We start from the raw sequence: 22830 nt of genomic DNA, 5'->3' as shown, positions 1-22830 counted from the left end.
GGCTTCGCAAGATGCGAGGCATTCATGAACCCTCTTTCGGCGAGCGACGTGTTCCTTACGGTCGCGGTTATGAGCACGACGTTCCTGATTGAGATCGGGTTTTTCATCCTGATCGGAATGTTCTGAAATAGCGCGCTATTGGGGTGATGCGCAGCGGGTGCGAAGGTCTAGTTCTCCTCGAACTTGATGGTTGAGAGCGGCCATCTTCCGTCATGACCTTTGATTGAAATCCGAAACCCGTGCAGTTCATCTAGCCAAACGTTCTCGACCGTGCCTGCCTTTCCGTCGGTAAGGATGACGGTTTTGCCGATCAATTCGGATTGCGCCTTACCGTACTCATTCAAAATCGTCGATGCACGAAGCTTCGCCGGCGGCATCGTTCATCCATGTTCGGCCGAGCCGACTGCGGCTCAACCGCGCGGCTTGGCTATCTGCGCGAGCGTTTGTATTCAGAACAGCGGGTCGTTCGCCACGACCTTTGGCTATCCGCGACATGCGCCGTGTTACTACCGGCGAGCGACGGCCTCAGTTTTTCTAAAGCCCGGCGGACGCTTTCGTTCCTTGATTTCTGATCGCGACCGCGATGTTCCATTCCGAAGGAGGAACCTGCCCTAGCGGCTAGTCGCTGGCGCCATGGAAGCAACTTCCGATGCGGCCGAAAACATTTGGGCCGCAGCGTTCGGGAACCATTTCTGAGAGTGCCCGGTTAGTTCATGGGGCGATAAAGGGGACCATCGTCATGAGGATCAAATATCTCGCTGCGATTGCGATAGCTGTTCTTGCTTGTAGTGGGCTGGTCGTGAATTCCGTCGGCTCGCTTCATCGCGAAAAGCAGTCCACGCCGGGCGCCATACAAGTGGCGGACCGGTTAGCTGGGTCCTTGGATCCGTATTTGATGCGGTCTGGTGGCTAAAACGGCGGTGTAACTCAGAAATGCATTGGCGGCGCTGCCTTAAGTCATGGAGGCATCGAGCCCGTTCGGCAAGCAAGGCTGTAACGCCTTTGCTTCATATCCCATCGCGCTCGCATCCATACGTCGCATTCCTCGTCGGTCGGATTGAACGCTGCCTCTGCCTACGCCGCAACTTCGTGTCCGTTACTTCCGATATTGGCCCTTAGCTGCCTCTCTGTTTCTATGCCCTGACGTCGGCTTGCGGGGTGCGAACGGACCAAGGACAAATATGGTCGCGACGCCAGCGTGTGATCCGCTGCGGACATTGATTGGCTCATAAGACAACATTGCTGTCACACAGAATCTCGTTTTTCTAAATACCTTTCCAGGAATGTTTGAGGTAAGCCGGAGTTAACATGTTCGGCTGGATTGGGAGCTCGAAGGCGTAGCCTGCAGGAGGTTTCTATGGCCAACTTGATGATCAGGATTGTGACGCTGGCAACGTGTTCGATTGCGCTGATCGTTGCGTTCTCGGTCACTCCGGCTGTTGCGGCCCCGGGCACCGAGCCAGGTGGCAGTGACGCAGACTATAGCAGGACGGGGCAACGCTCCGCTTATCCGCCTTCGTCATACCCGAAGCGGTCGGGCAACAAGGCCACTCACGCGCCCAAGGCCAAAAAAGCCAAGCAGTCCCTGTTCGACGACCCCGCCTTTGCTCATGGGTACCGCGCAGCTTATTCGGCGGTCTACGACCGCACCGACTATGCCTCTGCGATTGAGCAGTTGAAGACGCTCGGCCACGACGATCACCCGAATGTGGCCAATCTGATCGGCTACTCCTATCGCAAGCTCGGCCACTACAAGCTTTCGCAGGTCTGGTACGAGCGCGCCCTGAAAGCAGATCCGAACCATGTGCCGACCTGGCAATATTACGGTCTATGGCAGATCGAGCAGGGCAACCGCGATCAAGTGCAATATCATTTGAGCCGGATCGCGGCGATTTGCGGGACTGGCTGCGAGGAGTACCGGTCGTTGGCCGCCGCGCTAGAGAAGCCGCCCGGCACTAGCCTGGTTTATTAGGACGCTTTGCAGCGGCGGTCAGAGCTCGGCGCCAACGCGACGGGTGAGGCTATGTCTGTTCATGGTCCATCGCGTACATATTGAACTGTCTGCGCTTGGTCCGCTTCTTGGGGCCGAGCGGACGATCACTCTGCCGTCCTATCTTCTCTTCCCTCTCGGCCCGGCGCGCGCATCCACACATCCCGCTTCATCGACGGTTAGGATGACCGGCATCGCTCGGGCGGGACGGATGGCTCGACCACCGCATTAGTCGCGTGTGTGCCTGTATCCTAATTCCCACACTTGCGACCAAAAAAGCATCCGTTTGTCGCCTTTCGAACAGACGGCCAAATCCACTCCGTTTCAACTCCACGGTTGAAAGCAGTCATCGGTTGGGGAGACGAAATGGAACGTTCCCTGTTAATTGAGCTGGCGCGCGACAAATATGTCGAGCGCTGCAAGCAACGAGCCTTCGATCATCTCGACCGAGGCGATCTTAAGAACGCGGTCGCTTCGCTTGTCGGCAATATGAACGCGTGTCCCGATTGCGAGTTGCCACACTACTTGGCAACGCTCGGCGCTTCGCTGGTAACGGCGAAGGATGCACTCGGCTGGAGGGCGCCCGTTGAAGGATTGGGTGATGATCCCATGATCAGTGCGCGAAAGGGATAGACATCGAGCGCGCACTCCGGAGCCTAAAGTCCGTAGTTTGCCGTAGAGGGTACACGTGCGCCAAACTGACTAGCGTTTCCTAAAATCCTTTAGCTTGCGCATGTAGTAGCCTTGCGCCTGAACAGCGAGCCTCGGCTTGACGTAAACGAAACGCACGGCCGCGAACAGGCGGTCGAAAGTCCTCGCCAACGATGGGCGAGATGCAGGATCGCTACGTCATTAGCATTGTTCAGTCGTGCGCGGGGTTGGAGCTGGAGATCCTAGCACGCCATCGCTCTTCAAATGTGTCATGGCCCTCTTTCGCCAACGCTTGTGCATCGAAAGGATTGCCAGGCTTGTTAGCAATGACGATACCTGTAGCTTCTCCGCGAGAACCGAGTTCGGGACGCCGCTCTGTCGGCCATTCCAGCAATGCTTTCGACAGCATGGGTTTGCCTGCGTACCAGCATTTTCGTCCGTCGATGAAACGATAGGACCACCATTGCCCTTGCGGATTTGGCGGCATTGCGGCGCTGCATTGTTGCTTGGCATGCAGACCGGTCATTTCGAGCGATGAGAGCGCAACAATGCCAACGGTTAAAGAAAACGCTTGAAGCGGTTTGCTCATGGGCGCGCTCAATTGCCGTGTTGCTGCAATCGACTTACAGCAACGATCAACGCAGGCCGTTCGAGAACTTCCACCAACTTCTCGAGAATACGCGCATTATCCTCGGGGTGGGGCCGAAGGAATTCTTCCAATATGAGTTGCGCGTCGCTAATCGCTTCCAAGGCTAATTGCTGATCAGTCATCACTACTTACTCATCAATTAGTTGCGCGGAGAAAAGTAATCGAAGGGAGAGATCAAGTCAGCTTTGAGGAATATCCCCGCTCTTCTTTTCACTTTTTATTTCGAATCTCGCGTAAGTCTCGGTCAATGTGCGAAATCCCACGAAGGCCTGTCGCGAGCGTAAGGGATCCCGGCGACCGAATAATCCGCTGCTAGATCCTCCTTCTTCCCGCGCATCACCGCCTGTTTCCTATCTCGCGGCGGTCGGAAAAATTCTGTTTTGCTATACACCGCCGCGATGCATTGATCTTATTGAACTGTTCCCGACCAGCCTTTCTCTCGAAGGGCCTGTTGCGTAATTCGTCAATTGTGATTCCCTAGGGCAAAGCCTTGGAGGGTAGCGATGGCGGTCAAGCGGACGGGACAGCCGAGCTTTGTGGAAGCGCTGATGCCGAAGGGGGCCGGCGCCAATGCGGCGCTGGATCGGCTGGCTGGCCTGGTCAAGTGGTACCGGTTCGAGAAGCTGATCGGCCATTTGCGGGATGAAGGGAGCCCCGGTCGACCAGGCTATCCGGTGCTGGTGCTGTTTCGTGCTGTGCTGTTGCAGTCGCTGTATGGTCTTTCGGAGCGCGAGCTCGAGGAAGCGCTGGGCGACCGGTTGTCGTTCAAGCGCTTCGTCGGTTTGAGCCTTGAGGATGCGACGCCCGACCACACGGTCCTGAACCGCTTCCGGAACCAGCTCGTTGAACAAGGCCTGCTGGAGAAGCTGTTTGGTGAGCTGGATCGTCAGCTTGAGAATGCTGGCGTGATCCTCAAGCGCGGCACGATGCTGGATGCGACCTTGATCCAGGCAGTCTCGGCTCCGCCCAAGCAGGAGCGCCCCTCAAACGATCCTGATGCCCGGTTTGCCAAACGGCAGGGCAAAAGCGGCTCGACCTTCGGTTACAAGGCCCATGTCGGTGTGGACGAAGGATCCGGCTTGATCCGCGCGGTGCTGACCACACCCGCTAACGTCAACGATACGACACCTGCGGACGCTTTGATCCGGGGCGATGAAGCTGCGGTGTGGGCCGATGCGGCTTACGACACCCATGCCCGACGGGCCCGGCTGAAGGCGGAGGGCAAGAAACCCCGCATCGCTCGTCGGCCCAACAGACATCACCCGGAACTGCCGCCCAGGCTCAAACGCTACAACCTCCTCATCGCGCGCCGCCGAGCCCAGGTCGAGACCACCTTCGCTACTCTCAAACGCCGCATGCGGCTGACCTGCATCCGCTACGTCGGTCTGATCAAGGCGACCGGGCAAATCGTGCTCGCCTCGATCGCCTTCAACATGAGGCGGTGGGCCACGATCGCCGCGTGAGCCGCCCTACGAGGGCGACAACTACAGATCTTGGCAGGCAATTGCCGGGACCAAGGCCTTCGCTCCTGACGGCTTCAGCCTCAAGAGCCGATAACGCAACAGGCCCTCGAAGGGAGAGAGTGAAACCCCAGCGCAAGAGCTAGGCCAAGGAAACCGCAAACTCGGATTGCCGTCTGGGGAAGGAGGGACCCATCTGCTCTCTGCGCGAGGGTCGTCCAGAAGCGCCTGCCAGTATTCCGGCGGAAGATCGGCTTCGGAAGCCAATCCGGTCTCCCGACGCACGTTCTGCCGACGAGAGCGGCCATCTTGTCCATCTCCTACGGGTTCGGCATGCTCCAGCTCGCGGGTCGGTCCATCATGTCCATATAGAACATAACGAGAGCGCAAGAGTCGCTAGCCGGCGCAAAAATATCCTCTTGTGGGTCGAGCCAGGCCAGGTTGTCGAAGCCGTTGGGGTTCGCATCGACGCCGCCAGCCATATTGAGGGCGAAACAATATGAAGAAGCCTCCGCTGATCATTCATGCCGCACAGGTCTTGCGCCGGGCGCGCAAACTCCCCGTCGGTCCTGCGCGGAATGATCTCCGGCAATTGGCACGAGGCCTTCTGAGATTGCACAAGGCGGGTGTGCGCGCGAACGTCCAGGTCATCGAGGCGAGGTCCCAACCGACGTTCCACTAGGAACGGTGGGCATTGCTACGGGTTCTCCTTTTATGAGTGAACCTATCCCTTGGCTGATTGAGGACTCCATTCAGATCGCCTGGGATTATTTGGAGCGTACCGGCGAGATTGGGAATGCTGCAGAGGTCAGCCGCTTTCTCCTGAGGACAGTCGATGAGATGGTCCTCAAGGGAGAGCACCGAAAGCTGATGCTCGCCAACCGCGCCATTGAAGCATATCAGCGCCATCGACAGGCCATCGCGGCATGACCGATCCCAGTTGTCCAATCTGCCATGGCCTCGGTTGGGTCTGCGAAAATCATCCGGACAGTCGTGGACCGAAGGTAAGGGGGCTGCCAATGTGGCGCCGGTATGCCGTGTATCTGCAACAGGGACGTCGATGGCGTCCCCGATGTTGAGACGGTCATTGTAGAAATCGAGACCGATACAAAGCGCCTCAATTGAACAAAATAAGAAGGGACCGTCCATGAACAAGATCGACGAAACCATTGCGGCCCGCGCTTACGAGCTGTGGGAGCAGGCCGGAAAGCCGGGAGGGCAAGATGAAGAGTTCTGGCACCTGGCCGAGCAAGAATTAATCAACGAGGACAAAAGCTCTCCTCGACGCACGCCGGATACGCTCTAGCGAAAGAAATACACCGCTAAAATCAATGCCGAGGAAGAACCGAGAGTAGTGTCTGGAAAACGCACTCAAGCTGGCGTGCATGTCGACAGCCGGAGGGAACGGCCGCATGTCAATTTCAGTAGGAAGATCATCGAGACGAAACCTTTGCGTCTGTTGCGTCGGCGCTGGCGTTTACACGGCAACGGGTGGATGGATTAGGACCGTTTAGGAACGTTGGGCTGATTCCCCCATTGAAACGGCGAAAGGGAGGACATCATGGTCCGTGACCTTTTGCTCTTGGTCGCCGTTTCGCTCGTGTTGAGCGTATTTATCTGGGGCATCTTTGGAAATTCGCAAACAAGGTCCCGGCACCCGCAAGGTGGAGCATCACTCTCACTGAATGCCGCTCCGGGCTTGCAGCCGACGCCTGAGTTCAGGCCGTATGTGAGGACAGAGCGCTGAGTAGGTCTGTCGCCTTGCCCCCTCAGCCCGCTCAACATGGGGTCAACTTCGAGCAGGCCGGAGCGAGCAGCACGTCCAGTACCGATCACGGCCGAGGTCCGGGCGGTGATGGTGACCGACTAGCAGACTTAACGTTTGAGGCCGGTGGGCGGAAGTCGGCTTCGGGTCAGAATGCGAAGAACTAAAGTGAGCAAATCCGGTCCGTCATACCTCGGTGAGCAGACCTCCTCCCGAGGTGCGCTGCCACTTCGCCGATGGCCAGCGTAAACTCTTCAGGCGCAATGTCGGCTAGGGCGAGTGGCTTACTTAGCTGCTGGACTGCCCTTATAGTTTGGTCGGAAGTGACTTTCAGGCGAACAAAAAGTCATTCGCCGTCATCAAATTGGTGAAGTTGGCAAGCGTAACTTGATCAGCTCCCGCAATGATAATGGTGCTAGCTCCATTTTGGGTTATGACAAGATCATCGAACGACTGCGCGCCTGCCACGTCAATGAAAGCAATCTTGTCATGTTGGCATTGGCTGAAGTCGCCGATAACGTTCTGAGTGCCGACCGTCGTTGCGCCATCGTCCTTGAATACGAACGTGTCGCTACCGCCAAGAGCATTGCCGCGCAGTTGGCCATCGCCCCACATCTCGTTGCTGACCGTGCAACCGGGCGCCGCGGTTCCAGCGTAGAGGACATCGCTGCCTCCCTGGGCACGAGCCGAAAGTTGCTCGGCGTCGCCCCATAAGAAGTTATCGACCCTGCCGCTGCCGACGGCCTGGCCGCCGACAATGAGATCATCGCCTCCTTGGGTCGCCCCGCCCATGGCCTGAGCGTCCCCATAGAGCTCATTTACAACATCTGTCAGCGACCTGTCACCGCCGCTTAGACTGTCATTACCTCCGACAGCAGCGCCGAGCATCGTAAGAGCATCGCCAACGGCGAAGCTTTTGCTCCCCTGCAACGCTGCTACGTCATCGCCCCCCCGCGCGTGTCCGGACAATGCGGCGCCGGCGTCGCCGTAAAAGGACACATCGGAGCCGCCTTCGTTTGTGAAGGTATCGTTCCCGCCCTTGGCAAAGCCGGAGATGTCGCCGCCAGCATCACCATAGAAGGTCTTTGACATTATCGCCCCACCCGAGCCGATAAAAATGTCGTCGCCTCCCTCAGCATGGCCGGAAATGTTGCCTCCGGCATCACCGTAGAACACCTGCGTTGCGAACAAGGCCCCGTTGAAGGTGTCATTGCCACCTTTGCTGTGGCCGGTCATGTCACCGCGGGCATCTCCGTAGAATGAGTTGCCTGAGTCCGTTCTGGCTGTGAATGTGTCATCGCCGCCCTGGGCGTGACCGATCATGTTGCTCCCGGTGTCACCAAAAAAGGTGTTTGTAGCCTGTCTGGAGCCCTGGAAGCTGTCGTTGCCGCCCTTGGTGTGGCCAGATATGTCGCCACCCGCGTCGCCGTAAAAGGTGTGGGTGGCGCCCTGTACGGTCTGGGTTATGAAAGTGTCGTCGCCTCCCTGAGCATGACCCGACATGGCGCCGCCAGCATCACCGAAGAACGTATTGGTCTGCTGTCTGCCGAAGCCACTCATGAAGGTATCGTTGCCACCCTTACTGTGGTCCGACATGTCTGCGCCCGCGTCGCCGTAGGCCGTGACACCAGACGCAGTGAGTCCGTTGAATGTGTCATTACCGCCCTGAGCAAAATTAAAAATGCTGCCGACCACGTCGCCATAGAATGTGTAATTGGAAAGTCCGATTTCATCGAAAGTATCGTTTCCCCCCTTCGAGGAGTCGAACAGGTTGCCACCAGCATCGCCGAACGCGGTCGCTGCGCCAGGGGTGCCTGTCAAGTTGTCGTCGGTGCCGAATTGACGATTGACTAGGTCACCCGGAGTAAGCGGAACAGGCTGCCTGCGCATCGGAAGTCCTCCTCGACTGCAGCACAATCTTAGGGTGTTACGGGAGACCGCGCGCGAGCTATAAAGAGGTATATCTTTGGACAGATCGCATTCGTACGCGCCGGGCGCGGCCCGCACAGTAAACGTTCTGTACAAGTACGGGGAACAGCAAGCCATGCTGGCTGCTGCGGCCGGCGCGGGCTCTTTGCTGAGCGGGTTATTAGAGGGCGCGCGGTGGCGTCAACATTTGACCTAAAGCGATCATGCGCCGCATATGCCTGCACGGCTGATTGCTTTCCTGGACGCAAGTGACCCTAGGCCTCGGCAGACTTCGAGGAGGATATTTCCGTCGGCACACCGGCGATGCATCCACGAGCACCGACACCTTCAGCGGCGTAATGCCGTGATGGCGTCAATGTTCAACGGCACCAGCGAACCTGAGGGCGTCTGCGGCCCGGCGAAAGGCCTTTGCCAGATTGATGCGTTGAATGAAGGCGAGGTAGTTGGCGACAAGCCCGTCATAGCGCGTTGTCGACCTACGCGCCTTGCAAAGCCCGCTGAGTGATCATCCTCGTCTTCACTTGACACGGCGCGGAGATGCCGACGGCCCTGAGCGCGCTTGACGCCTCCGACGCCGTGCTCCGGCAGTCCTCTGTCCAGCCTTGCTTGTTCCCTCACGCCCTGATGCCGGATCGACGCGACGGTTGCTCCGATCGGACGGCGCGGCCAAGTCTTCCGAAAACACCCGGAAAACACCGCTTGACCCGTGCAGCGCCGCGCCGTGGCGCCGGCGGAGCGAGGATGGTCGTCCGCCGGTCGGACCAAGGTCCTACGACCATGGTCGGCCGAAGCGCCGGACCTCGGTCCCACGAGGTCGTTGGACCTTGTACCCTATCCCGCTGCCCACAGAAAAATCTAGCCTGAGCCCATAGGAGCCATCCTACTTGGACGGCTCGCAAAAATTTCAACAGCCCGGCCGCCGCAGCGGACCGCGCGCCACAACAGGTGAGGCCGTCATGGTTGCGTACATCAGGAGTGATCTGGATTTCATTCTCGCGCAGATCAAGGTCGCCGAGAAGCACGCCGCCTACATCGCCAATCCGCTCGACCCGAACGCCGCGCCGCTCTACGGAGCCGGTCTGGCCGGCCAAGTCGGCTCCGTTCCGTCCTATAATCTCAGCATCGGCCTTCGAACCGTCGACGGACAGAACAACAACCTGCTGCCCGGCCAGGAGAAGTGGGGTGCTGCGGACATGCCGTTCCCCGAACTGCTGGACCCGACCTTCAGGCCCGCCGAAAACGTGCCGGGCAATTTCCTGCCGCCGGGCGCGCCCGCCGTGCCGACGTCCTACGCGCCGTCCAACAACCCGGGTTCGATGGTCTTCGATTCGAGTTTGCGCACCATCTCCAACCTGATCGTCGATCAGACGCTCGCCAATCCGGCCGCGATCATGAAGGGCCTGCAGACCGGCGGCGTCGTCGAAGCCACCCTGGCCAACGTCGCCCTGGTGCAGGACATCTACAACGCCTTCAAGCCCGCGCTCGACGCCGAATATCAGGCCCGCGTGGTGATGCAGAACGCCAAGGCGGCGGCCAACCAGCTCAGCGACGGCGACGACACCACCGTTCCCGGCCCGGCCGAACAGGCTGCGCTCGACGCGCTGGCTACCGCGACGTCGGCGCACGCTCTCACGCTCGCCGATCTGGAAGCCGCCCGCGTGGTCCGCGATGCGGCCCTCGAGCCGTTCGGGGTCGCGATGGATGGCGACAACGTCCAGATCGTCAACGTCTCCCCGGACGTCGGGCTGTCGGCCCCGTTCAACTCTTGGTTCACGTTGTTCGGCCAGTTCTTCGATCACGGTCTGGATCTGGTCAACAAGGGCGGCAGCGGCACCGTGTTCGTCCCGCTTCAGCCGGACGACCCGCTGTACGTGCCGGGCAGCCCGACCAACTTCATGGTGCTGACCCGCGCCACCGTCTCCCCGGGCGCCGACAACGTATTCGGCACCGCGGACGACGTCCGGCCGGTCAACACCACGACTCCGTTCGTCGACCAGAACCAGACCTATACCTCGCACGCTTCCCACCAGGTCTTCCTGCGCCAGTATGCGCTGGACGCCAACGGCGTCCCGCACGCCACCGGCAAGCTCATCGAAGGGCGTGGCGCCAATCCCGATGGAAGCGGCGCCGGCGCCGGCGGCATGGCCACCTGGGGCGAGGTCAAGGAGCAGGCCAAGATGCTCGGCATCCTGCTGACCGACCAGGACGTCGGCGCGGTGCCGCTGGTGCGCACCGACGCGTACGGCAACTTTATTCCCAATGCCCAAGGCTTCGCCCAGGTCGTCACCGGCCTCGGCGCCGACGGCATTCCGAACACCGCGGACGACACTGTCATCTCCGGCACCTCGGCGGCGCCGGTCAGCGTCGCCGGCGCTGTCCGCATCAACGCCGCCTTCCTCGCCGACATCGCGCACGACGCCGTGCCGAACGGCATCGCCGACGGCGACATCGAGATCGGCCTTCTCAACCCCGGCAACAACCCGGCGGTCTACGACAACGAGTTGCTCGACGCGCACTTCATCGCCGGCGACGGCCGCGCCAACGAGAACATCGGGCTGACCGCGGTCCACCACATCTTTCACTCCGAGCACAACCGGCTGGTCGAGCACACCAAGGAGATCGTGCTCGCCGAGAGCGACCTGGCCTTCCTCAACGAATGGCTGACCGTCGATCTCGCCGCCCTGCCGACGACGCCGGCCCAGATCGCCGCGCTGGTCTGGGACGGCGAACGCCTGTTCCAAGCCGCCAAGTTCGGCACCGAGATGCAGTACCAGCATCTCGTGTTCGAGGACTTCGCCCGCAAGATCCAGCCCAACATCGACTTCTTCGTCGTGCCGGACGGCTACCACGCCGACATCAATCCCAGCATCGTCGCCGAGTTCGCCCACGTCGTCTATCGCTTCGGCCACTCGATGCTGACCGAGACGATCGACCGACTCGACCCGAGCTTCACCAACGACCAGATCGGACTGATCCAGGCCTTCCTCAACCCGGTCGAGTTCGACTCCGACGCCAGCGGTGTTGCGCACACCGTCGCCGACAGCGTCGCCGCCGGCAACATCATCCGCGGCATGACGCGCCAGGTCGGCAACGAGATCGACGAGTTCGTCACCAGCGCGCTGCGCAACAACCTGCTCGGCCTGCCGCTCGACCTGGCCACCATCAACTTGGCTCGCGGACGCGATGCCGGCGTGCCGTCGTTGAACGCCGCGCGCCGCGACTTCTTCGAGGCCAGCAGCCACGCGGAGGAACTGCGGCCCTACGCCAGCTGGGTGGACTTCGCGAGCCACCTCAAGAACGAAGCCTCGATCATCAACTTCGTGGCGGCCTACGGAACGCACGCGCTGATCACCGGCCAGGCCACGGTCGAAGGCAAGCGCGATGCGGCCATGGCGCTGATCTTCGGCACCAGTTTCGGCGATATCGTCGTCCCCACCGATCCGGCGGCGCTCGCGGCCTTCAACACCGACCGCATCGCCTTCCTCAACGCCACCGGTGTCTACGCCGGCGGCTCGCTGGGCGGCCTCGACAACGTCGACCTCTGGATCGGCGGTCTCGCCGAAAAGGTCATGCCGTTCGGCGGCATGCTGGGCTCGACCTTCAACTTCGTGTTCGAGGTCCAGCTGGAAAAGCTGCAGGACGGCGACCGCTTCTACTACCTGCAGCGGCTGGACGGCCTGCATCTGCTCTCCGAAATGGAGAACAACACCTTTGCCAAGGTGATCGGCCTCAATGCCGACGCCGGCCATCTGCCGTCCGACGTGTTCTCGACCCCCGGGCTCATCCTTGAGGTCGACCAGACCCGGCAGTGGAATCCGGGGCTCGATTCGGCCGATCCGACCGGTGGCACAATCTTGACGCCGCTGGTCCTGCGCGACGATCCGTCGACAGCCGGACCCGAGAGCCACTACCTGCGCTACACTGGCGCCGACCACGTCCTCTTGGGCGGCACCGACCAGGCCGACACGCTGATCGCCAGTGAGGGCGACGACACCCTCTACGGCGACGGCGGCAACGACCGCATGGAAGGTGGCGCCGGCAACGACCAGTATATCGGCGGAGACGGCGATGACATCATCACCGACCTGTTCGGTGACGACATCATGCGCACCGGCCGCGGCCACGACGCGGTCAACGCCGGCCAGGGCGTCGACCTGATCGTTGCCGACGAGGGCAATGACTTCATCGTGCTCGGCGCCGACAGCCTCGACGAGGCCTTCGGCGGGGTCGGCAACGACTTCGTTCTCGGCAGCAAGACCACCGAGCAGACGCTCGGCGGCGAAGGCGACGACTGGATCGAGATCGGCGCCTGGACCGGCGCGGTCGGTGACAATTTCGACGACCAGTTCCAGCTTGATGCGGTCAAAGGCCACGACGTGTTCCACGGCGACGGCGGCTTCGACGAGTTCATCGGCGAAGGCGGCGACGACATCTGGTTCGGCAGCCTAGGCCGCGGCAAGTTCGACGGTATGTCTGGCTACGACTGGACGACCTACGCCAGCATGAATCTGGCGGTCGACGTCGACCTCAACCGGGTGATCCTGCCCGGTCTGCCGGTGCTTCCGGGCAACGCGGCGCTCGACAGCTTCACCCAGGTCGAAGGTGCGTCCGGATCGGCCCACAACGACGTCATCCGCGGTTCCGACGTCACCGCCGACCTCGTGCCGACCGAAGGCTTTCGCGGCAGCGCCCTGGATGCCGAGGGTATCGCCCTCATCACTGGCCTGCAGGCGCTCCTCGCCGGCGCAGGACCGGCCTCGTTCGACGCCAACGGCAGCTTCGTCGGCGGCAACATCCTGCTCGGCGGTGGCGGCAGCGACCTCATCGAAGGCCGCGGCGGCGACGACATCATCGACGGCGACCGCTGGCTGCGGGTGCGCATCGCGGTGATGTCGGAGTTCGACGAGAACGGCCCGGTAGGCAACACCGTGCTCGAGTTCCACGACAGCATGACGACGCTGGTCCAGAAGGTGTTCTCGGGTCAGATCAATCCCGGCCAGCTCAAGATCGTCCGCGACATCGTCTCCGACGGCGCGGCGGCATCGGACGTCGACACCGCGGTCTACTCCGACGTCCGCGCCAACTACTCGTTCTCGGCGCGCGCCGACGGCACCCTCGTGGTCTCCAACACCGGCGGCCTCGATCCGCTCGACGGCACCGACTTGCTGCGCAACATGGAGCGGTTGCAATTTTCCGACGGTACTCTCGGCATCGTCGTGGGCACCCCGTTCAGCGACAATGGCCTCGCCCCGCAGGGCCCGCCGTCCGACAACCGTCCCGTGCTGAACGGTTCGGCGACCGACGACATCATCGTCGGACTCGCCGGAGCCGACGTGCTCAACGGTCTCGGCGGCAATGACATCCTGGTCGGTGGCCCGGGCTCCTCCACCGGAACGATTGCCGACAACTTCAATTCGGGCTCCTATTCCGGCAACGACGGCAACGCCGCAAACTTTGCCGGAAACTGGACGGAAAACGACAACAACAGCGCCACGAGCGGCGACATCGAAATCGATGGCAATCGCCTTCGCTTCAATGAGACCGTCGATGGCGGCGAAACCATCGAACGCTCGATGAACCTGGCGGGGGCAACGGCCGCAACGCTGTCCTTCAGCTACGAGGATGACAATCTTGGCGCGGGCCAGAGCGTCATCGTCGAGGCCCGCAACAGCGGCAGCGGCGCCTGGGAAGTTCTCGGCACGCTCGGCAGCACCACCGCTAACGGCAACGGCAATTTCAGCGCTACGCTGACCGCTGTCCAGATCGGCGCGAATTCGGGAATTCGCTTCCGGACCACCGGCGATGGCAACAACTGGGACAACGGCGACAATTTCTACATCGATAACCTGACGATCACGATCGCCAGACCCGGCATCAACGGCGGCGTCGACACCCTCAACGGCGGTCTCGGCAACGACACCTACGCGTTCGGGCTCGGCGACGGCAACGACCTCATCAATGAAGCCGTCAATGCCACCAGCGGCGGCACCGCCGACCGCATCTCGATCCAGGCTCCGAACGCGGTCGACGCGTCCGGTCAGCCCATCATCGACCCGGTGACCCTGCTTCCGGTGCCGACGATCACCGCGTTGGACGCCTTCGACAGCGGCACCGCGACCCAAACCGGCGACCTGGTCATCAATTATAGCCTGCCGACCGGGCCCACGGGCTCCGTCGGTCAGTCCATCACGGTGGCGGGTCACTTCAACGGCAACAATGCTCAGACCGGCGTCGAACGCATCAACTTCAACGGCGCGACTTTCGCCGGCTATGCGCTCGGCGCGGAGGACTACTTCATCAGCCGCTCCGATCCGGCCGGCCGGGCAGGCGGCGACGTCGACATGTCGCTGAATGCGGTGACCAACGCGCAAGCCAACTTCGTGGTGGGCGAGCAAGGCGTCGACGACGAGATCACCGGCGGCGGCCTCAACGACCTGATCTTCGGCGGCACCGGAAACGACGACCTCGTCGGCGGGCTCGGCGACGACCTGCTGGTCGGCGGTGCGGGCAACGACGATCTCGACGCCCGGCTGAATCTCGCTGGCGACGATTTCGAAGGCGCCGTCGGCGCCGACACGATGGTTGGCGGTGCGGGCAACGACACCTACGGCATCGACGATCTTCTCGACGTCGCGATCGAGGCCCAGGACGAGGGCACCGACACCGTCGAGACCTTCCTGGCCGAGCTCTCCATTGCGAATATGGCCAACGTCGAGAACCTCACCTACCGTGGCGTCGACGCCGACCAGTTCATCGGTACCGGCAACGCCGGCAACAACGTCATCACCGGTGGGGATCTGGCTGACACGCTGAGCGGCCTGGCGGGCAACGACACGCTGAACGGCGGTCTGGGCAACGACACGCTCGACGGCGGCGACGGCAACGATACGCTCAATGGCGGCGACGACGTCGACACGCTGACCGGCGGGATCGGCGCCGACATCCTCAACGGCGGAGCCGGGGCCGACGTCATGGCCGGCGGCGCCGACAACGACACTTACGTCGTCGACGATGCCGCCGACGTGGTGACTGAACTCGCGGCCGGCGGCTCCGACACGGTGCAGTCCTCTGTCTCCTATACCCTCGGGGCCGAAGTCGAGAACCTGACGCTGACCGGCGCCGATGCCATCAACGGCAATGGCAACGCGCTGGCCAACACCATCGCCGGAAACGGCGCCAACAACCAGATCTTCGGCGGTGGCGGCAACGACACCATCGACGCGGGCAACGGCACCGACTTGGTCGACGGCGGTACTGGCGACGATACGCTAAGCGGAGGCACCGGCGGCGATACCGACACCGTCATCGGCGGCGCGGGCAACGACACCATCAACGTCGGCGACGGCAACGACGTGGTCGTCTACAATGCGGCCGGGTTCGGTGCCGACACCATCACCGGCTTCGACTCGACCGCGGCCGGAGGTCAGGACTTGATCAACCTCAGTGCCCTCGGCATCACCGCCGCCAATCTGGCGACGCGCGTCGTCGAGACTCAGGTAGGCGCCAATACTCTGCTCACGGTCAGGGATGCTTCCCTGGCGACGATCGGCACCATCCAGGTCAACAACACGACGACGGCCGCGATCGACGCGTCCGACTACATCCTCGCGCAGGCCGCGCCGGCACCGTTCGGCACGGCGAGCGCCAACGCCGACGTCATCACCGGCAACGGCGCTGCGAACCTCATCGACGGCCTAGGCGGCAACGATACGCTGAGCGGCGGCGGTGGCGACGACGTCATTCGCGGCGGCGAGGGTGCGGACACCCTCAACGGCGACGATGGCAACGACACGTTGACCGGAGGCGCCGGCAGCAACAACGGTGCCTACGTCGACAGCTTCGGAGCGGCGTCGTATTCGAACAGCAATGGCTCACTCGCCTTCACAGGAAACTGGATCGAAGGCGGCGGTGAGACGACCAGTGCGACAGCAGGCGACATCCAGATCACCGGCGGACGCCTTCAGTTCAATCAGGGCGTCGATGGCGGCGAGACGATCGAGCGCGCCGTCAATCTGGCCGGCGCGACTGCGGCGACTGTATCGTTCACCTACGAGGACGACAATCTCAACGGCGGCCAGACAGTCATCGTCGAGGCACGGAACGTCAACACCAACGTCTGGGAGGTCGTGACCGGCGGAACGCTGGGAGGCGGTGCCAACGGCACCTTCAACTTCAGCGCCGCCCTGGCGGCTGCCCAGATCGGCTCGAACTCGGCGATCCGTTTCCGGACCACCGGCGACGGCAACAACTGGGATAATGGCGATAACTTCTACGTCGACAATTTCACGGTCAACGTCACCGCGCCGGGCCTCAACGCCGGGGCGGACACGGTCAACGGCGGTGCCGGAGACGACACAATCGTCTGGAACGCCAATGCGACAGCGACCCCGACTGATGGTCGCGACATCGTCAATGGCGGCACCGAGGGCGCCGCGGGCGACACCTTCGTTATTAATGGCAATACCTCCAGCGAGGCCTACACGATCTACACGCTGGCCGCCTGGGATGCCATCGCGGGCAACGACATCGCGAGTTTCGGCGGGCGTACGCCGGAAATCGTCGTCACCCGGGGCGGTTCGGCCTTCGCCAACGTGATCGCGGAACTGAGCGAGATCGAGGAGATCCGCATCAACGGCATCGAACCGACCGGAGCGACGGGCGGCGCGGGAGCGGGCGATACGTTCACGGTCGTCGGCGACTTCACCGCGACGAGCCTGCGCCTCAACACCATCACGATCGATGGCGACGAGGGCGACGACACGATCGACATCTCGGCCCTCACATCGGCCCATCGCATCGTGTTCAAGTCCAAAGGCGGCAACGACATCATCATCGGCGCGCTGCAGGCCGAGGACGTGATCGAGCTTCCCGAAGGGGCGGACCCCGCGACCTACCATCTGGTCCAGAACCAGGACGGCACCAAGACTATCTCGAACGGAACCCATTCGGTCACCTTCTCGGGCGTCATGCCGCCACAGTTCGAGACCGATGAGCCGGACGAGGACGAGGACGAAGAGGACGACGACGAGACGCCGACCGCGGGCGGCGACGACGAAGAAGAGACCGAGACCGCAACCGACGGCGTGGTTCGGAACGGCACGGCGCAGTCCGACACGCTGGTCGGCACGCCCGGCGACGACAACATCGTTGCCTTCGCAGGAGACGACATAGCCGTCGGCCATGCCGGCGCCGATGCGATCTCGGCTGGCGAGGGCGCCGACTTCGTCAACGGCGGTGCTGGACGGGACGTGATCTTCGCCGGTGCGGGCGACGACCATGTGTTCGCGGGAGCCGACGCCGACATCGTCTACGGCGATGCCGGGGCGGACCGCATCTTCGGCGATCAGGGCGACGACCTTATCAACGGGGGTGCGGGCGACGACACCGTGTTCGGCGGGGCCGGCAACGACCTGATCGTGGCCGAGATCGGCGATGGCAACGACGCCTATTTCGGCGACGAAGGCACCGGCGGGGCGGGCATCGACACGCTCGACATGTCGGCGGCGAGCACGGCCGTCACCGTCAACTTGGGCTCAGGCCCACTCGCGAACGGCAGCGCCTCCAGCTCTCAGACCGGCAACGATACGCTGTGGGGCATCGAGAACGTCACCACCGGCTCCGGCAACGACGTCATCGTCGCCGGCACCCCCGCCAACGTGATGAACGGAGGGCTCGGCGACGACACCTTCCGCTTCAACTCCGTGGAAGCGGCCAAGGGCGACACCATCGTCGGCTTCGAGCCGGGAGACCGCATCGACCTCAGCGGCATCGACGCGAACTACGCCGCCGACGGCAACCAGAGCTTCACGCTGGTTTCCGACGCCGCCTTCACCGCGGCCGGGCAACTCGCGGTGAGCTACGAGGCCCGTGACGGTCAGGATTTCACCGTCATCCAGGGCAACGTCGACGGCAACGCCGCCGCCGACTTCAAGATCGAGATCGCGGGCCACCAGAACCTCGGCTCCAACGTCACGCTCTAGCCCCACGACAATATGCCGGAACGGGAGGCCATCCTCCCGTTCCACCAGGTTTCTGTTTCTCGTACCTGAGGCATCCGAAAAAATATGGCCAAATCGAAAGAGCTCACCCCTGCGAAGCGCCGGCGCCTGGCCGAGCTGACCCGGGGCTTCCGCGGCATCGTCCTGTTTCTCTTCGTGGTCTCCGGCATGATCAACGTGCTGGCGCTCACCGGCTCCGTCTACATGATGCAGATCTACGACCGCGCCCTGACCAGCGGCAGCATCCCCACCCTGGTGATGCTCTCGGTGCTCGCGATCGGGCTCTATCTGTTCCAGGGCGCCTTCGACGTCGTCCGCTCCCAGGTGCTGGTGCGGGTTGGCGCTCGGATCGACCGCAAGATCGCGCCCCTGGCGCATCGCGTCGCCATCGACATGCCGCGTTTCGGCTTCTCCACCTCCGAAGCGCTGGAGCGCGGGCGCGACGTCGACACCGTCCGCGGCTTCCTAGGCAGTCAGGGCCCCTCGGCGTTATTCGACCTGCCCTGGATGCCGATCTATCTGGCCTTCATCTACTTCCTACATCCGATGCTCGGCGCACTGACCTTCGCGGGCGCGCTCGTCCTCGTCGTGCTCACTGTGGTCAGCGAGGTCATGACCCGCCGTCTGATCGTGTCCACGCGCAAAGCGGCGACGGAACGCAACGGCATCGCCGACTGCAACGCGCGCAACGCCGAGGTCCTCAAGGCGATGGGCTTCGCAAGCCGCGCCGTCGGCCGCTTCAACGAGGCCAATGCCGAGCACCTCGATCTGCAGACGAGGGCAAACGACATCACCGGGGGCTTCGCCGCGGTTTCGCGCGTGCTCCGTATGGTGCTGCAGTCTGCCCTGCTGGGGCTCGGCGCCTACCTCACCATCAAGGGTGAGCTTTCGGCCGGCGCCATCATCGCGGTCTCGGTCGCCTCGGCGCGGGCGCTGGCTCCTGTCGATCTCGCGATCGGCAACTGGAAGGCCTTCATCGCCGCGCGCATGGCCTACCAGCGGCTGCGCGACACCGTGATCGCGCTCGCCTCCGCCGACGAGCCGATGCGGCTGCCCGCTCCGACCGCGCGCCTCTCAGTTGAGAAGATCACCGTGGCGGTCCCCGGGACCGGACAGGTGGTGCTGAGCGAAGTCGCCTTTGAGCTCGAGGCCGGCCAGGCGCTCGGCATCATCGGCCCTAGCGCCGGTGGCAAAACCACGCTGGTGCGCGCGCTGACCGGCATCTGGCCGGCCCTGCGCGGCGGCGTGCGGCTCGACGGTGCCGACCTGCCCCAGTGGCGCGAGGACGACCTCGGCAGGCACATCGGCTATCTCCCCCAGGAGGTCGCGCTGATGGACGCAACCATGGAGGAGAACATCTGCCGCCTCGAGCCCCGGCCCGACTCCCGCAAGGTGATCGAGGCCGCGAAGGCGGCCGGCGTCCACGAGATGATCGTCAGGCTGCCGGAAGGCTATCGTACCAGGCTGGGGCCGCAGGGCTGCGCGCTTTCCGCCGGTCAACGCCAGCGCATCGCGCTGGCGCGCGCGCTTTACGGCAATCCCTTCGTGGTGGTGATGGACGAGCCCAACTCCAACCTCGACGGCGAGGGCGAGGCGGCGCTCACCGCGGCGATCGAAGGCATCCGTGCCCGCGGCGGCATCGCTATCGTGATCGCGCACCGCCCGAGCGCGCTGGTGGCGGTCGATCTCATCGCCATCGTCCAGGCCGGCCGCATGGTCGCCTTCGGCAAGAAGCAGGACATCATGACCCCGGTCCTGCAGTCTTCCGCGCCGGGTCCGGCCGGCACGAATCCCGTCGAGGCCCAAATGCGGAGGCCCGCATGATCAACGTCCAGGCCACCCGCAAGTCCACCGCCGAGACCGCCCCCGCCCGCGAAGACTACGAGGAGAAACAGGACCGCCGCCGTCGCTTCGTGCCGCTGATCTTCCTCCTCATCGTCGGTTCCTGCACGGCCTACCTCAAGAGCTTCCTACCAATGAAGTTGGGGGCCAGCGAGGACCGCGAAAAGGCGCGCGGCTCGGGCGAGGAGGACGAGATCCTGAAGGAGGACGCGCTCGCCGCGACCGAGGAACCAATGGAGGAGCAGCCGGAAGCGGCCAAGTCGTCTGGCCGGACCGAGGAGGCGAGGATCGTCGCGCACGACGAGGAGCGCGCCGTAGGCGGCGGTGCGACCGATTTCAGCGCCCGGGCGCGCACCGACAGACCTGAGCCGAACAACAAGGGGTCGGGCGAGAGTCCGAAGGTCGCCAACGACAACCACCGGCCTCGCCAGGAGGACCCCGGCTCCGGTTCCGGCAGTGGCGGAGGCGGAGGTGGAGGTGGTGGTGGCGGCGACAGGCCGCGCGACCCGCCGGCGCCGGATCACCGCAACCGCGCGCCTCGCGTCTCGGGCGCGGTGCATCTTCCCGACGTAGTGGCCTGCCATGGGCTGGCGATATCGATGGCGGCGCTGCTGGCCGGCGCCACAGATCCGGACGGCGACAATCTGACCGTAGTCGGCATCTTCTCCTCCTCCGGCTCCCTCGTCCGCACCGAGGACGGCTGGGAATTCGACCGCGCGCCGAACATGCTCGGCGAGGTCAAACTGACCTACGCGATCAGCGACGGCTCCCACATCGTAATGCAGACAGCCTACTTCAATGTGGTTGAGGCGCCGCCCATCGTCGGGACAGAGGGCGACGACATCCTGCTCGGCACCCAGTGCGCCGAAACCATCATGGGACTCGGCGGCGACGACAACATCGACGCCAGAGGCGGCAACGACCAAATATCGGGTGGGGCCGGCGACGACCACATTTTGGCGGGCGCGGGCCACGACGTGGTCTATGCGGGCGACGGCAACGACATCGTGTTCGCAGGCGCGGGCAACGACGTGGTGTTCGGCGGCGCCGGCACCGACCGTCTGTGGGGTGAGGAAGGCGACGACACCCTGCTGGGCGAAGACGGAAACGACCACCTCGACGGCGGCACGGGCCGCGACATCCTGCTGGCGGGAGCCGGCGACGACACCCTCGAGGGCGGCGACGGTAACGACCATCTCGACGGCGGCGCGGGGGCGGATCGGATGTCCGGCGGGACCGGCAACGACATCATCGCCGACGGCGGCGGAAACGACGTCGTGACCGGCGGCGTGGGCAACGATGTCGTAATGGCGGCCGCCGATGCCGCGGACGACAGCTTCGCCGGCGGCGCCGGCGTAGACACGCTGGATTATTCATCGGCTACGCGTTCGATCGGGGTGGATCTGGCCTCGGGTACGGCATCAGGCACCGACATCGGCAACGACGCGATCGCGGAGTTCGAGATCGTCGTCGGCGGCGCAGGTGACGATACCCTCACGGCCGCCGGATCGGCTTCGGCCTCGATCGACGGCGGCGGAGGAAACGACGTCGTGGCCGGGGGCGGCGGCGACGACAGGCTGACCGGCGGGGCCGGGAACGACACGATCTCGGACGGAGGCGGATCCGACACGGTCGCCGGCGACGCCGGAAACGACCTAGTTCTCGCTGCGGCCGATGCCGCGGACGACAGCCTCGACGGCGGTCCCGGGACCGACGCTCTCGACTACTCCTCGGCCGTCAGGAAGATCGCCGTGAATCTCGCCTCGGGGCGGGCCTCCGGCGAGGACATCGGCGAGGACGCGATCGCAGAGTTCGAGATCGTCGTCAGCGGCGCGGGCGACGACGTCATCACCGGGAGCGCGGGGGCCGACACGCTTGCCGGCGGGGCCGGCAACGACACCATCGCCGACGGCGGCGGGGCCGACAAGGTGGACGGCGGCTGCGGCGACGACGTCGTGCTCGCGTCCGCCGACGGCGCCGACGATGCCTATGATGGCAATTCAGGCCACGACACCCTGGACTATTCGGCGACCACGGTCACCGTCACCATCGATCTACGCAGCGGTACCGCCAAAGGACGCGAGATAGGCAAGGATCTGATCGAAGGCTTCGAGGAGATCATCACGGGCTCCGGCGACGACGTGATCATCGCCGGCAGCGGCCCGGTGGTCCTGACCGGCGGCGCCGGCGACGACTGCTTCCAGTTCGAGCGCGGCGACGACGGCGGCCAGCAGCAGGACGTGGTGAAGAAGATCACCGACTTCACGGTCGGCGACAAGATCGTGGCCGCGACCTATCAGATCACGATCAAGGAGGGCTCCGACGCCGAGGAGCAGGTCGCCGACCTGTTCGAACAGATCTACCTCGACGAGAACGACGGCGGCCACAATCGCCCAGTGCGCTTCCGCTTCGAGGAGCTCGCCAACGGCAAGTACACCGCCATCGACGTCGATTACGGCAACGACGAAGGAGACGGCATGACGATCGAAGTCACCGGCCACCACCATCTGCAATTCTCATCGATCCATTCATGAGGAAGTGAAGCC

General features: G+C 63.3%; 12 protein-coding genes. 8 read left to right on the top strand and 4 right to left on the bottom strand.

The window, feature by feature from the left end; translation table 11 throughout:
• Nucleotides 1-167: 167 nt before the first annotated feature.
• Nucleotides 168-377, bottom strand: coding sequence for a PRC-barrel domain-containing protein (locus tag ACKWRH_RS37090; protein WP_445217579.1), 210 nt, complete (start codon nt 375-377; stop codon nt 168-170).
• A 980-nt stretch (nt 378-1357) separates the two neighbouring features.
• On the opposite strand from ACKWRH_RS37090, the gene ACKWRH_RS37085 reads away from it, so the two are divergent.
• Both ACKWRH_RS37085 and ACKWRH_RS37080 read left to right on the top strand, forming a co-directional pair.
• On the top strand, nt 1358-1972 hold the full coding sequence (locus ACKWRH_RS37085; protein ID WP_445217578.1) for a tetratricopeptide repeat protein: 615 nt from the start codon (nt 1358-1360) through the stop codon (nt 1970-1972).
• Between the two features lie 384 nt (nt 1973-2356).
• Nucleotides 2357-2623 (top strand): hypothetical protein, encoded by a 267-nt coding sequence (locus tag ACKWRH_RS37080; RefSeq protein ID WP_445217577.1) that lies wholly within the window; start codon nt 2357-2359, stop codon nt 2621-2623.
• A 229-nt stretch (nt 2624-2852) separates the two neighbouring features.
• On the opposite strand, the gene ACKWRH_RS37075 is transcribed toward ACKWRH_RS37080, so the two are convergent.
• Nucleotides 2853-3230, bottom strand: coding sequence for a hypothetical protein (locus ACKWRH_RS37075; RefSeq protein ID WP_445217576.1), 378 nt, complete (start codon nt 3228-3230; stop codon nt 2853-2855).
• Between the two features lie 8 nt (nt 3231-3238).
• Complete coding sequence (locus ACKWRH_RS37070) at nt 3239-3412, bottom strand: hypothetical protein (protein ID WP_445217575.1); 174 nt, start codon at nt 3410-3412, stop codon at nt 3239-3241.
• A 381-nt stretch (nt 3413-3793) separates the two neighbouring features.
• Between ACKWRH_RS37070 and ACKWRH_RS37065 the strand changes: the two genes are divergently transcribed.
• The 3 genes from ACKWRH_RS37065 to ACKWRH_RS37055 all read left to right on the top strand — a co-directional run bounded on the left by ACKWRH_RS37065 (nt 3794) and on the right by ACKWRH_RS37055 (nt 6056).
• Nucleotides 3794-4753, top strand: coding sequence for an IS5 family transposase (locus ACKWRH_RS37065; protein ID WP_445217574.1), 960 nt, complete (start codon nt 3794-3796; stop codon nt 4751-4753).
• 711 nt (nt 4754-5464) lie between these two features.
• The gene (locus ACKWRH_RS37060) at nt 5465-5680 is read left to right on the top strand and encodes a hypothetical protein (protein ID WP_445217573.1); all 216 of its coding nucleotides are present in this window, start codon (nt 5465-5467) and stop codon (nt 5678-5680) included.
• A gap of 217 nt (nt 5681-5897) precedes the next feature.
• A complete protein-coding gene (locus tag ACKWRH_RS37055; protein WP_445217572.1) occupies nt 5898-6056 on the top strand; it encodes a DUF2934 domain-containing protein in 159 nt (52 codons plus the stop codon).
• 789 nt (nt 6057-6845) lie between these two features.
• Here ACKWRH_RS37055 and ACKWRH_RS37050 read toward each other — a convergent pair.
• Entirely contained in the window at nt 6846-8405 is a 1560-nt protein-coding gene (locus ACKWRH_RS37050) for a hypothetical protein (protein ID WP_445217571.1), read from the bottom strand.
• A 995-nt stretch (nt 8406-9400) separates the two neighbouring features.
• On the opposite strand from ACKWRH_RS37050, the gene ACKWRH_RS37045 reads away from it, so the two are divergent.
• The 3 genes from ACKWRH_RS37045 to ACKWRH_RS37035 all read left to right on the top strand — a co-directional run bounded on the left by ACKWRH_RS37045 (nt 9401) and on the right by ACKWRH_RS37035 (nt 22818).
• Entirely contained in the window at nt 9401-18424 is a 9024-nt protein-coding gene (locus tag ACKWRH_RS37045; protein ID WP_445217570.1) for a peroxidase family protein, read from the top strand.
• Nucleotides 18425-18508: 84 nt separating this feature from the next.
• On the top strand, nt 18509-20266 hold the full coding sequence (locus ACKWRH_RS37040; protein ID WP_445217569.1) for a type I secretion system permease/ATPase: 1758 nt from the start codon (nt 18509-18511) through the stop codon (nt 20264-20266).
• Nucleotides 20263-22818: a calcium-binding protein gene (locus tag ACKWRH_RS37035; protein WP_445217568.1), complete on the top strand. Its 2556-nt coding sequence runs from the start codon at nt 20263-20265 to the stop codon at nt 22816-22818. Before ACKWRH_RS37040 ends, ACKWRH_RS37035 begins: the two co-directional genes overlap by 4 nt.
• The last annotated feature ends 12 nt before the right edge of the window (nt 22819-22830 follow it).

It is taken from the genome of Bradyrhizobium sp. Pa8 (genome assembly GCF_052588265.1).
Note: the sequence above shows the minus strand (reverse complement) of the source record. Positions and strands in the feature narration are given on the sequence as shown.

Excerpts from the sequence above, each read along its gene's own strand:
- ACKWRH_RS37055 (WP_445217572.1), top strand. The coding sequence starts at position 5,898 with ATGAACAAGATCGACGAAACCATTGCGGCCCGCGCTTACGAGCTGTGG.
- ACKWRH_RS37070 (WP_445217575.1), bottom strand. The coding sequence starts at position 3,412 with ATGACTGATCAGCAATTAGCCTTGGAAGCGATTAGCGACGCGCAACTC.
- ACKWRH_RS37080 (WP_445217577.1), top strand. The coding sequence starts at position 2,357 with ATGGAACGTTCCCTGTTAATTGAGCTGGCGCGCGACAAATATGTCGAG.
- ACKWRH_RS37040 (WP_445217569.1), top strand. The coding sequence starts at position 18,509 with ATGGCCAAATCGAAAGAGCTCACCCCTGCGAAGCGCCGGCGCCTGGCC.
- ACKWRH_RS37060 (WP_445217573.1), top strand. The coding sequence starts at position 5,465 with ATGAGTGAACCTATCCCTTGGCTGATTGAGGACTCCATTCAGATCGCC.
- ACKWRH_RS37090 (WP_445217579.1), bottom strand. The coding sequence starts at position 377 with ATGCCGCCGGCGAAGCTTCGTGCATCGACGATTTTGAATGAGTACGGT.
- ACKWRH_RS37065 (WP_445217574.1), top strand. The coding sequence starts at position 3,794 with ATGGCGGTCAAGCGGACGGGACAGCCGAGCTTTGTGGAAGCGCTGATG.
- ACKWRH_RS37085 (WP_445217578.1), top strand. The coding sequence starts at position 1,358 with ATGGCCAACTTGATGATCAGGATTGTGACGCTGGCAACGTGTTCGATT.
- ACKWRH_RS37050 (WP_445217571.1), bottom strand. The coding sequence starts at position 8,405 with ATGCGCAGGCAGCCTGTTCCGCTTACTCCGGGTGACCTAGTCAATCGT.
- ACKWRH_RS37045 (WP_445217570.1), top strand. The coding sequence starts at position 9,401 with ATGGTTGCGTACATCAGGAGTGATCTGGATTTCATTCTCGCGCAGATC.
- ACKWRH_RS37035 (WP_445217568.1), top strand. The coding sequence starts at position 20,263 with ATGATCAACGTCCAGGCCACCCGCAAGTCCACCGCCGAGACCGCCCCC.
- ACKWRH_RS37075 (WP_445217576.1), bottom strand. The coding sequence starts at position 3,230 with ATGAGCAAACCGCTTCAAGCGTTTTCTTTAACCGTTGGCATTGTTGCG.